The organism is Ferrovibrio sp. (genome assembly GCF_017994015.1).
Lineage (GTDB): Bacteria > Pseudomonadota > Alphaproteobacteria > Ferrovibrionales > Ferrovibrionaceae > Ferrovibrio.
In genome coordinates this window covers 1-12,432 of the sequence record NZ_JAGOLP010000080.1, presented here as the reverse complement: position 1 = coordinate 12,432, position 12,432 = coordinate 1, and the positions used below count along the sequence as shown (strand labels likewise).

The window sequence follows — 12,432 nt, the reverse complement described above, 5'->3', positions numbered from 1 at the left end:
GGTATGGCGCAGCAAGGCCACCTCGCCAAAATGCTGGCCTTCGCCCAGCACCACCGGCTGCGGCTTGATATCCACCTCGACCTCTCCCGCCATGATGAAGAACATCGCCTCGGCGCGATCATCGCGGCGCACAATCACGGTGCCGGCCGGCACCACCTGCGGCTTCAGCAGCGCGGCGATTTCCGCAATATTGGCGGCGTTGAGATGAGCAAAGACCGGCAGCGCCGCCACGGCGCGCCAGGTGACGATGAATTCGCGCCGCTTGATCTCGTCGGCAAAGCCGGAAGCCAGCAGGCCGGTGGGAATGGCGAACATGGCGATGCCAAGCAGCATGACAAAGCCGCCAAATAACCGGCCCAGCGGCGTGAGCGGCACCATGTCGCCATAGCCGACCGTGCCCATGGTGACGATGCCCCACCACAGGCTATGCGGGATCGAGGTGAAAATCTCCGGCTGCGCCTCGTGTTCCAGCACATACATGACGCTGGAAGCGACCACCAGCAGAACGCCCAGCGCCAGAAACCCCGCCGCCAGCGGCCGCGCCTGATTGCGCAGCACATTCGCCACCAAAGCCAGGCCGGGCACATAGCGCACCAGCTTGAACAGCGTCAGCATCTCCAGCACCAGATACCAATCCTGCGGCAGAGGCAGCAGCAGGTTGACCCAGTAGGGCAGCACCACCAGCAGATCGACAATGCCGGCATAGGAGCGCAGATAGCGCAGCCGCATGATGCGCGGCGTAATGCGCAGGTCGCCGGCATATTCCGGCGCCATCCAGATGCGCAGCACGTATTCCAACGTGAACAGCAGATCGGTGGTTTCGCGGGCGCGGTGCAACCAATAAGCCTGCTGCGGCGGCAGGCTCGGCAGTGTCACCAATAAGATCGCGGCGGCGCAAACCAGCACAGCCGCCAAAATCAGCCCGGAAACCAGATGATGGCCGAGCGAGAGTGTCTCGCGGCCATCCGCCAGCAGGTCGAAGCAGCGCCGACGCCACACCGCCAGCACTGTCATGCCCCGTCAGGCCGCGAGTGCCTGGGCAACGATTTCCAATGCCTGCTCGGCGCCGCTGGGATCGGCGCCGCCGCCCTGGGCAAAATCCGGCCGGCCGCCGCCGCCCTGGCCGCCAATCGCCGGCGTCACCTGCTTGATCAGGTTGGCAGCGCTGAAACGGCCGGTCAGGTCGTCGGTCACCGCCACCACGGCGGAAACCTTGCCGTCCACCACCGACAGCAACAGCACCACGCCGGAGCCGATCTCCTTCTTGATCGCATCAGCCATGCCGCGCAGATCCTTGGCCGGCACACCATCCAGCTTGCGGGCGGCATATTTCACGCCATTAACCTCACGCACGCTCGGCCCGCCGCTGCCGCCACCTGTCGCCAGTTGTTTGCGCAATTCGGAAAGCTCGCGCTCCAGCTTGCGCTTTTCCTCCAGCAGCGCCCCCAGCCGCGCCGGCACATCGCGCGGCGGTGCCTTCAGCACGTCGGCGGCGCTGCGCAGGGTCTGCTCGGCCTCGGCGAAATAACTGCGTGCCGCTTCGCCGGTCAGCGCCTCGATGCGGCGCACGCCGGACGACACGGCGCTTTCGGCCAGGATCTTGAACAGGCCGATATCGCCGGTGCGGCGCACATGGGTGCCGCCGCAGAGCTCAACCGAAAAATCCTGCTCGCCATCCTTGCCCATCGACAGCACGCGCACCTCGTCGCCGTATTTCTCGCCGAACAGCGCCATGGCCCCGGCGGCAATCGCCTCGTCGGGCGTCATCAGGCGGGTGACCACATCGCTGTTCTGGCGCACGATCTCGTTGACCTGCGCTTCCACAACCGCGATCTCCTCGGCCAGCATCGGCTTGGGATGGCTGATATCGAAACGCAGCCGGTCGGGCGAGACCAGCGAGCCCTTCTGCGTCACATGCTCGCCCAGGCGGCGGCGCAAAGCGGCATGCAGCAGATGCGTGGCGGAATGGTTGGCACGGATGCGGCTGCGGCGGCTGTGATCCACAAAAAGCTGCGCCAGATCGCCCAGTTTCACGCTACCCTTGCTGACGCGACCGATATGGGCATGCAGCGCGCCCAGTTTCTTCTGCGTGTCGGCAATCTCAATTTCGGCACCGCTGGCAGTGACGATGCGGCCGCTATCGCCCATCTGGCCGCCGGATTCCCCATAGAACGGCGTCTGATTAAGCAGCAGCGTGACCTCCTGGCCTTCCGCCACCATCTCCACCCGGGCGCCATCCACCACCAGCGCATCAATGCGGCCTTCGGCGGTTTCGGTGTCGTAGCCGAGGAATTCGGTAGCGCCCTGCTCTTCCTTGATCTCAAACCAGACACGCTCGGTGGCGGCCTCGCCCGAGCCGGCCCAGGCCTTGCGCGCCTCGGCCTTCTGCGCCGCCATAGCATCCTGGAAACCATCAAGATTGACGCCGATGCCGCGCGGCCGCAGCGCATCCTGGGTCAGGTCGAGCGGGAAGCCAAAAGTGTCATACAGCTTGAAGGCCACTTCGCCGGGCAGCATGTCGCCTTTGCTCATGCCGGTGCTGGCTTCGTCAAGCAGCTTGAGGCCACGCTCCAGGGTCTGCTTGAAGCGGGTTTCCTCCAGCTTCAACGTCTCGGCGATCAGCGCCTCGGCACGGCCCAGTTCCGGATAGGCGCGGCCCATGGCGCCGACCAGGGCCGGCACCAGGCGATGCATCAACGGTTCCTTGCAGCCCATCAACTGGGCATGGCGCATGGCGCGGCGCATGATGCGGCGCAGCACATAGCCGCGGCCTTCATTGGAGGGCAGCACGCCATCGGCGATCAGGAAGCAGGAAGACCGCAGATGGTCGGCGATGACGCGATGGCTGATCTTGTGGTCGCCATCGGCATGGGCCTTGGAGAATTCGGCCGAGGCCTCGATCAGCGTGCGCATCAGGTCGATATCGTAATTGTCGTGTTTGCCCTGCATCACGGCGGTGATGCGTTCCAGGCCCATGCCGGTATCGATGCTGGGCTTGGGCAGGCTGATACGCTGCTCCTTGGTCACCTGCTCGAACTGCATGAAGACCAGATTCCAGATTTCGATATAGCGGTCGCCATCGGCTTCCGGGCTGCCCGGCGGGCCACCCCAGATCTTGTCGCCATGGTCGTAGAAGATTTCCGAACACGGGCCGCAGGGGCCGGTATCGCCCATGGCCCAGAAATTATCCGAGGTGGCGATGCGCACAATGCGCTCATCCGGCAGGCCGGCCACCTTCTTCCACAGATCAAAAGCCTGATCGTCGTCGTGATACACCGTCACCCAAAGCTTGTCCTTGGGCAGGCCGTATTCCTTGGTGATCAGATTCCAGGCCAGCGGAATGGCCTCTTCCTTGAAATAATCGCCGAACGAGAAATTGCCCAGCATCTCAAAGAAGGTGTGGTGGCGCGCGGTGTAGCCGACATTATCCAGATCATTATGCTTGCCGCCGGCGCGCACACACTTTTGCGACGTGGCGGCGCGGCTATAAGGCCGCTTCTCCTGGCCGGTGAACACATTCTTGAACTGCACCATGCCGGCATTGGTGAACATCAGGGTCGGGTCATTGCGCGGCACCAGCGGCGATGACTCCACCACGGCATGGCCGTTTTTGCCGAAATAATCCAGGAAGGCCTGGCGGATATCGCTGGCGGAGGTGGTCATACGCTTGGCTTCCCCTGATATGCGAACTTGCGGACAGACGGGCCAAATGCCCGCCACACATAGCTTTTCCCCACCAGCAGCGCGCAACGGCGACCACAAGCGGGACCGCAGTTTTTACCGCTTCCAGACAAGCCCTGTCCAGGGCAAATGTTCATGGGGTGTTTCGGGAGGATGGGGCAAGTGCCCCATTATGAGCCCGGTGAATACTAAGATTAATTAATCGCGGTAATCCCGCCGCGTGCGACGCGCTCGCGGTAGCGGCTCATGAAGGCTTCGTATTGGCCGATCTGGGCGATGGCCGAGGCCAGTTCGCGCGGGTCGCCGGTGCCGCGTGCGATGGTGGAAGCGATGGCGTTGAAGGTTTCGGCATCGGGTGTGCCGTTGAATTTGTCCTGGTATTTCTTGCGCAGGTCTTCGAGGCCGGCAATGTCGTTGGTGAGCGAGAGCGCCACGCCGAGCTGCAACACCTGCTTGCGTTCCTCGGGCTGCAACGGCGCCGGGTCGCTGAAGCGGTTGCCGAGATTCTGGCCGATGACGCGGGCCGCCGCCACCCAATCCTTGGCGCGCCAGTGGATATCGGCGCGCAGGCCGCGGGCTTCGGCGCTGCCATCATTGCCGAGCAGGTTCTGCGCCTCGGCGAAACGATCAAGATCGGCCAGGGCGCGCACCTGCAACAGCCGCCGCTCCTGCACCAGGCTGCCCGGCAGGCCACCGGCCTCGGTGCCTTGCAGCGCCTTGAGCGCGGCTTCCGGCTTGCGATCCAGCAGGTTGACCACGGCGAGCCGTGCGCCGGCCTTGGCACGCTCTTCGCCGCGCAGGCGATATTGAATCTGGTGTTCAAGCAATTCTGCGGCGCGGTTGAGCAGATCAACCCCGACCAGCCGATCCGCCAGCTTGCCGATGATCTCGTCGCCTTCCGGGCCGGGCGGGGTGAGTTCACGGTAATCATAATATAGCGCCAGCGCTGCCAGCGGCGGCATCGATTGCGCGCCGCCATCCAGGAAAAGGCGCGCGAATTCATCGCTCATCTGCTTGGTCAGCAACGGGATATCGGCCGATTTGGGAAAGTATTTCACCAATTGGCGGAAAGTGCCGATGCCGGCGCGCAGGTCGCCGCTGGCGAATTGCAATTCACCCAGCCGGCGCAGCAGGTTGAATTCATACGGATCGCCGCGCCAGGCAAAACGCAGGCCGTCCAGCCGGTCGATGGCTTCGGCATTGCTGAGCTGCTTGCGCGCCAGCAGGAATTCGATCTTGGCATATTCGGCATAGGCGCGCGCCTTGCGATCACCGCTGGCGGCGGCAAGATCAAAGTGCCGGATCGCCTCGTCCGGCTTGTTCTGCGCCTGCGCCAGCAGGCCGCGCACATAGGATGCCTCGGCGGCCTGGCCACGGCTGAGTTGGTCATTCTCCAGCGCCTTGATCTCAGCCTCAGCGCCGGCCACGTCACCACCCGAAAGCCAGGCCCGCGCCATCGCGAGACGCAGCGGCCCACGCACATCAGGCGGGAAGCGGTTCACCGCCGCGCCGGCCTGGCTGAAGGATTTGCGCGCCGAAGGCCAATCATCGCGCATCGCCGCCAGCAGGCCGCGATAAGCCAGCACATCGGGATCGTCGTCGAACACGCGCGAGTCAAGATCGGTGGCGGCATCATTGACCCGGCCGAGCTTGAGATTGCTCACACCGCGCATGGCGCGATAGCGCTTGTCGCGCTCAAGTTCGGGATTCTCCTGCCGCGCCTTGGCCAGCACACCCAGCGCCTCGGCATGCAGTTCATTGGCAAAATAGAATTGCGCCAGCGCCATGCGCGCATTGCCGCGTTGCGCATTCGGCACCAGACCAACCCGGCGCTGCATATTCTGCTTCTGCTCCAGGATGCCGGCGCCTTCCGCCTTGCGCCATTCGTTGTAATCAAAAATCTCATTGCCGCCGCGGCGCGGATCGGCACCACGCGGCGCCGACAATGACAGGCCATTGCTGGAGGCCAGCTCAATGCCGCGCGGATAGCGCCGCACTTCCAAAGCCTCGGCCTTGCGCTCCAGCGCCAGGCCCTGAAAACTCGGCAACACCGTGGCCTCAACAAAATCGCGCCGTTCCGGCACACCGCCATTGGCGCCGGCAAATGGCACCACGGTGATGCTGTCCCCCACATCGGGATCCGGCACCAGCAGCGGCGGCGATGGATCATTGGCCGCAAAGAAAAGTTTGGCGCCGGCATCTGAATCAAGCAGGCGGCGCACATCAATCGGCGGCAGCCGGCCGCTCGGATTGGCTGGCGCAGCGTTGCCGCCCTCACCTTCGGCATTCTCTGCCCGCATCTGATCGGGCTGCACCGTGTTGATGGCAATCGACCAGCCGGCATTGCGGCGTGTGAAAGCCGTGGTGGTGCCGGCCGGCACCGCCAGGCGCAGCACGGTCATATTGGGGATCGGCAATTGTTCGATATCGCTGATCTGGCCATTCCAGTCGCGGGTGGTGATCGGGCGCAGGTCAATCTGCGCCGGGCGGTCAAATACCAGCCAAAGATAGCCATTGCGTAGAAAAGCCGCCGCCGCCGAAACCCGGCTGAACGGAAAAATCAGCAACGGCCCGGTACGCGCGGAATCCACCACCGGCACCAGCGGATCGCCGCTCAATGGCCCGGTCGGGCGTGGCGGCATCAGGTTTTCCGGCGCAGCAGCCTGCACCGGCAACACAGGCGCCGCCGCCGGCACACCGGCCGCCGCCGGCAAGGCTGGCGCCTGCTGGGCAAAGGGCAGGCTGCCCGGCTGTGGCGTCGGCTGAGCGGTATTGGGCGGGGTGGCCGCTGGCCGCTGGGCCTGGGCCTGGGCGGGTGCGGCTGCGGGCTGGGCAGGCATGGGCGCTGCCGGGCGCGCAGCGGGAATCTGCGTGGCCGGAATTTGCGGCGCAACTGGCGGCGCGGCTTGAGGAACCGGAGTTTGGGGCGCAGCGGCTTGAGGAACCCCGGCCTGAGGTGCAGCGGCTTGAGGCGCTGCGGTTTGCAGAGCCGGGGCCGGCTGCACGGGCGGGCGGGCTGCCGGAGCCTGTGCTTGCTGGGCGGGCTGGGCTGCTGGCGCTGGTGCGGATGCTGCGGCCGCATTGGCTACCGGCGCACCAACATCCACCACCACTTTGCCACCATCGCGCCAATGTTTGACCGACGAGCCTTCCGGCATGGTGAATCGCACAATATTGGCGCCATTCTCGGCTTGCGTGGACAACCCGCTGACCCAGCGCGGCGGGCGCTGTGGCAGGCGGCCCAGATCAATCGGCGTCGCATCCTGGAACCGCAGGCTGGCCGCCCTGCCCTCCTGGCTCAGGCTATATTCCACACGCTGCGGAAAATCGAACACCAATCTTGTGTAATCGGCATGTTCGCCGCTGCGCAGCCGCACCGGTGCAGCAGCATTTGCAGCCGCCGGGGTCGTTGCCGCCGGAGTAGCAGCCGGGCGGGAGGCGGGGGCCGCCGGCGCCGGGCTTTGAGCGGGCGGCTGAGCTGCCGGGGCCAAACGCGGCGGTGTGGCAATGCCCTGCGGGGTGCTCTGCGCCGGCTGGCCAATCGGCGGCGTGTTGCTTTGCGGCGGCACAGTTCCGGGCATAACCTGGGCCAGCAGCGCCAGCGGCTGAGCCATCACCAGCAGCGCCAGCAGCGAAACACGGCAAAGCAGCCGGAACCGGCGCTTATCGCGCCGCCGTTCTGCCTCGCCTTGCCATACCGGGCCGGCGGGAAGCTCCCGCCACCTGCTCGCGCCACTCATGCTCTCGCGCTCGTTCTCCTGCCGCAAAAATCCGATTCGCCCCTTTGTAGCATGGATTTAGCTTAGGGTCCGACTCCCTTGTTAATGGGTCCGTGACGGCGTGATTTTCTTGCCTGGCCAGGAGGCAAGCCGAAAGCGATGCGGTGCATCGGTGAGGCTTGCCGACGCCGCCAGGCAAGAAAAGCACACCGCCCCGCAGGGGTTGGTCCAGGCAGGCCGCCGGACGTTGTCGCAAATCTTGCCCGTAGCCCCACTACGCGCTGCGATTTGCTCCTAGCCGGCGGCCTGCCTGGACCAATCCCGGATCCATTAACAAGGGAGTCGGACCCTATAACCGCAGGGGTTAAAGGAGGGTTCAGAAACGCCCCAGCACGCCGATCAATTTGGCCTTGAGCTGGGCAGCGTCAAACGGCTTGAGGATATAGCCCGACACTTTTTCCGCCTTCGCCGCCAGCACATTTTCCGGGTTCGCCTCGGCCGTGATCAGAATGAAAGGCGTGTCAGCCTGCTGCGGATCACCCCGCACCGCGCGCAGCAGCCCCAGGCCGCTGATCGGCGCCATGTTCCAATCCGACAGGATCAGGCCATAGCGCCGTCGGCGCAGCCGGGCCAATGCGGCGGCAGGATCATGCTCGGTCTCGATATCGGTGAAGCCGATGACCTGTAGATGGGCTTCCACCAGGCGCAGCATCGGGCGATGATCATCCACCACCAAAATCGGCAAATGCAGAATCCCGGCAGGCGCGGCAGGCGAAACAGGCGGCGGTGTTGCGGTCACAGGCGGCCGGTTCAGCCGAACAGGCCCAGCAGATAACTGCCGCTGCCGCCGGTGCTTTCGGCCGATTTATTGGTCAGATAGCGCATCACCATCTTGTCGACCTCGGCCGAATCCTTGAATTTTTTCACATCCACCTTGCGTTCCAGCGCCGTGACCTGGCTGCTCACTTCCTGAATCGCCAGTTCCTTCGGGATGTTGTTGGCCACCGTGATCACTTCGCGCAGCACGGAATCGCCCAGCAATTGCACGGTCTGGGTGATGTTCGCAGCGCGGCGCTTGAATTCGATGGCGGCACGCACACCGGGCGCCTGCTCATCCAGCGACTGCTCGTATTTCACCCGCTCGTATTTGGTGATGATGTTTTTAACTGTGGTTTCGGATTTCAGCAGCACTTCCTTCAGCGCGCCCATGTTCAAATCGGCGGCAAGCTGCTTGAAGCGGGTATCCTCAAAGCGGTTGGCCAGCGAGTCGGGATCGGTCAGATCGCTTTCCAGAATCTTGCGAATCTTGCCGGTATTGGTCACTTCCGATTCAAGATCATAGGCCGCCAGCGTAAAACGCAACAGGCGCTTGTCGTTGAAGAAGTCATCCACCGACTTGATGGTCTTGATGTTGGCCTTGAAATATTCTTCTTCGCGCTGAATGTCGGTTCGGGCGCGGAAACGCTGGAATTCCGGGCCGTCGAATTCATAGGCCTTGCTGCCGCTGGTGGCCGGCAGGGTCAGTTCCTTTTCCAGCGCCTTGGTCTTGGCCTTGGAAAAGTCGGTGGCGACCTTCTCTGCCAGTTTGCCCACTTGCAGAACCGAACCATCCGGATTGAGCGCCACCGCGCCGCTGGCATTCAGCACCAGATTCTTCAGCTTGACCAAGCCAGCTTCCAGTGGCGTGCCACTGCCGTTATTCTGCACCTTGCCGGTGGCATCCACGGTCACGGTATTGCCATTGGTATCAACCAGGCCGCCAGTGGCGCCGAGATTGAACTTCTTGGCCAGTTCCAGTTCCTTGGTGGTGCCCTGGCGCGCCACGGAATTGGGGTTGCTCAGATCGCTCAGCAGCACATCCTTGAGCCGCTGCTTGTTGAAGGTGAAAAGCTCGCCCAGGCCATTGGCATTGGCGATCACGCGCAGCACGCGATCGTCATTGATCAGCGAACTGACCGAAGTGGCACCGGCAACACGATTCTGGAAATAGGCTGAGTCAGACACCACCAATGCGTTATCGGCCTTGGCCTGGGTGTTGCGCATGCGGATGGTGGAATTGCGCACATCCAGCAACTGCTTGTTCACCGCATCCTGGGTGGCGGTGCTGGGCGTGGTGTTGGCATTCTGCTCGGCGGTCTGTTGCAGACGACGATACAGCGTATACGGCGAGATGCCGCTGCTAGATGCAGATGGAATTTCTATCGACGCCATGTTCGCCCGCCTCCTGCGTGCTCACCGGTTCCGGATGCAGCATCGTTCTGAGCTGCTAACCAGGAAATATTGTTACCACGTTTGGTGCAATATTACCATGGATGGAAAAGGCCTCAACCAGACGATAGTCGCCATTTGCTAAGAATTAGTTAACAAGCCAACCCGCAGGTTAACCACCGGGCCGGTTCTGCCCGGCCGGATTGGCCGCCTGCGGCGTCGCAGGCCGGGCCGCAGCCGGAGCTGCCTGGCCGCCTGCCGCCGCCTTCAGATTGGCCGGCAATTGTTTGCGCGTCGCCATCCGCACGGTCAGATCCTGCGCCATGGCCGGCTCCATCTTGGCCATCACCGCCGCCACCTTGGCTTCCTTCATACGCTCGATCACATTCAGCAACACGCCGCTATCCAGTTGCGCGAAGATGCGCGCGGCCTCTTCCGGCTTCATGGTTTCGTAGATTTTCACCAGGCCACGCAGGTTCTCATCTTCCTGCTTGTCGGTGCTCTGCACGATCTGCTTGATGCTGCCTTCCAGCTTCTTCAGTTCGGCAATCCGCTCGTCAATGCGCTTTTCCGCCGCCGCCAGCAGGCTTTCGCGCAAATCCAGCTCGCGCGCGCGCTGCTCAAGCTGTTCGCGGCGCTGCGCCAGATTGGACAGCAATTCGATCTCGGCGCGGGTGAAGGTGGTGGGATCACGATCCGCCAGCGCAGACAGGCCGGAATTGGCGCCGGCCGGCGCCATGCCTGGCTGCGGCGTGCCCGGCGGCGCGGCGGCCTGGGCATTGGCCTGCGCCCGGCTCTGCGCCGAGGATGGCGCGGCCGGCTGGTTCGCCGGCGCCGGAGTCTGGCCCGCAGGTGCGGGCGCCTGGGCCACGGCCGGGGTGACAAACAGCGCCTCCCTGCCCTGCCACAATGCCCCGACCTTAAGGCCAAGCAGCAAGGCCACGGCCAGAATGGTCAGCGGCAGCAGCCGCACCCGGCTGGTGATGCTGCGGCGGGCGGCCTGCGCCGGCATTGCCAGCGGCGGCGCAGGTTGCGCGGCCGGCTTGGCCTGTGCCGGCTTTGAACGGCCGATGGCCGCATAGGCGGCAGCAGCGGCGGGCGGAATACCGGGGCGGCGATGGCTGGGATTATCAGTGGTCATGATCAGCGCGCCTGCCGCAAGGCCATGAGCAATTCACGCTCGGCTTCGGAACGCGGCTCAACCTTGAAGCGCCCCGCGCCGGTGTCACCGGCCGCAGCCGGCGATTGCGGTGCATTGGCGGCGCGCTTGGGCGGGAATTGCATCCCGGCGGAAGCGGCGGCGGCCACGGCGGCGGCGGCCACATTGGCGGCGCGGGCCGGCACGGCGCGTTCGGCATGGGCGGCCTGCTCGGCCTTGAGCGGCCGGTTGCTGGCGGCCTCGCCGGCCAGCCGGTCGGCCAAGCGGTCGGCAGTGTCGATCATGAAACCAAGTTCCTCACGGATCGCCTTGGCCTGCTTCATACGTTCCTCATGCGCGCCATCCACGGCGGCGGATACGGCTTTCAAATCGGCCACGCCATGGCGCGCCTTGGCCAGGGCCTTGTCGAATTCACCAATCAGCCGGCGCATCTCATCCTGGTTGGCGCGCAGATTGCCAAGCCGCCGGTTGAGCACCAGGCACATGCCGAAGGTGCCGATCAACAGCACCACCACCACAATCTCGACAATCAGCATCACGTTCATCAGATGCCCTCCACGATGATCTGCCGCTTCAATGCGCGATCAACCTTGATGGCGATATTATTGCCCATGCGGCCCATGCGGCCTTCCACCATCGGCACGCCGCCGCAGCGCATCATGATGATCGATTCCGGCGCGGCGTTGAACATGATGGTTTTGCCCACTTCCAGGTTCATCACCTGGCCCAGCGTCATCACCTGCTCGTCGAGCACCGCTTCGATCTCCACATCGGTGGACCAAAGCTCGGTGGCCAAATGGTTTTCCCAGATCGAGTCACGGCCGAATTTCTCGCCCATGAACATCTGCAACAGCAATTCGCGCACCGGCTCCAGGGTGGCGTAGGGCAGCATCAGTTCAAGCCGGCCGCCGCGATCTTCCATATCCACGCGTAGGCGGGCCAGAATGGCGGCGTTGGCGGGCCGGGCGATGGTGGCGAAACGCGGGTTGGTCTCGATGCGATCGTAGGAGAAATTCACCGGCGCCAGCGGCTCGAAGGCGGCGCGCATGTCGTCGAGCACCACATTCACCATGCGCTCGACCAGGTTGCGCTCAATAGTGGTGTAGGGCCGGCCCTCGATGCGCATCGCGGCAGTACCGCGACGGCCACCCAGCAGCACGTCGACGATGGAATAGATCAGCGAGGAATCGACCGTCAGCAGGCCGTAATTATCCCATTCCACGGCGCGGAACACGCTCAGGATGGCCGGCAGCGGAATCGAATTGAGATAATCGCCGAAGCGGATCGAGGTGATGTTGTCGAGCGAAACTTCGACGTTGTCGGAGGTGAAATTACGCAAGGAAGTGGTCATCAGACGCACGAGGCGGTCAAACACCACCTCAAGCATCGGCAGACGTTCGTAGGAAACCAGCGCCGAATTGATAATGGCGCGTATGCCGGCTTTGTCGGCATCATCCTCTACACTGGCATCAAAGCCAAGCAGGCTGTCGATTTCATCCTGGTTGAGAATGCGCGTGGAGCCGCCGCCGGCATCGCCGCCGCCGCCGCCCCATTCACCGCCATCTTCGCCCGTATCAGCCATTGTCCGGTTCCAGTTCCCTGATCCGTGTCACTGAATCAGCATTTCCTTGAACAGCACATCATTGATCTTGATCGGCGCCACCG

At 63.8% G+C, this 12,432-nt stretch carries 8 protein-coding genes; all 8 read right to left on the bottom strand.

Going from position 1 to position 12,432, the window contains the following annotated elements; translation table 11 throughout:
- Positions 1 to 1,014, bottom strand: a 1,014-nt coding sequence (locus KBB36_RS19470; RefSeq protein ID WP_290985043.1) for a cyclic nucleotide-gated ion channel, incomplete at its 3' end; no start/stop codon positions are given.
- 6 nt (positions 1,015 to 1,020) lie between these two features.
- On the bottom strand, positions 1,021 to 3,663 hold the full coding sequence (alaS, locus tag KBB36_RS19465) for an alanine--tRNA ligase (protein WP_290985040.1): 2,643 nt from the start codon (positions 3,661 to 3,663) through the stop codon (positions 1,021 to 1,023).
- A gap of 212 nt (positions 3,664 to 3,875) precedes the next feature.
- Positions 3,876 to 7,295, bottom strand: a complete 3,420-nt coding sequence (locus KBB36_RS19460) for a hypothetical protein (protein ID WP_290985037.1) — start codon at positions 7,293 to 7,295, stop codon at positions 3,876 to 3,878.
- Positions 7,296 to 7,776: 481 nt separating this feature from the next.
- Entirely contained in the window at positions 7,777 to 8,145 is a 369-nt protein-coding gene (locus tag KBB36_RS19455; protein WP_290985034.1) for a response regulator, read from the bottom strand.
- Positions 8,146 to 8,210: 65 nt separating this feature from the next.
- On the bottom strand, positions 8,211 to 9,611 hold the full coding sequence (locus tag KBB36_RS19450; protein ID WP_290985031.1) for a DUF1217 domain-containing protein: 1,401 nt from the start codon (positions 9,609 to 9,611) through the stop codon (positions 8,211 to 8,213).
- A gap of 169 nt (positions 9,612 to 9,780) precedes the next feature.
- Positions 9,781 to 10,749 carry a hypothetical protein gene (locus tag KBB36_RS19445; protein WP_290985028.1) on the bottom strand — a complete coding sequence of 323 codons (969 nt, stop codon included), beginning with the start codon at positions 10,747 to 10,749 and terminating at the stop codon, positions 9,781 to 9,783.
- Between the two features lie 2 nt (positions 10,750 to 10,751).
- Positions 10,752 to 11,312 (bottom strand): DUF6468 domain-containing protein, encoded by a 561-nt coding sequence (locus tag KBB36_RS19440; RefSeq protein WP_290985025.1) that lies wholly within the window; start codon positions 11,310 to 11,312, stop codon positions 10,752 to 10,754.
- On the bottom strand, positions 11,312 to 12,349 hold the full coding sequence (fliM, locus tag KBB36_RS19435) for a flagellar motor switch protein FliM (protein WP_290985022.1): 1,038 nt from the start codon (positions 12,347 to 12,349) through the stop codon (positions 11,312 to 11,314). The genes KBB36_RS19440 and fliM overlap by 1 nt, the downstream gene beginning before the upstream one ends.
- Between the last annotated feature and the right edge of the window lie 83 nt (positions 12,350 to 12,432).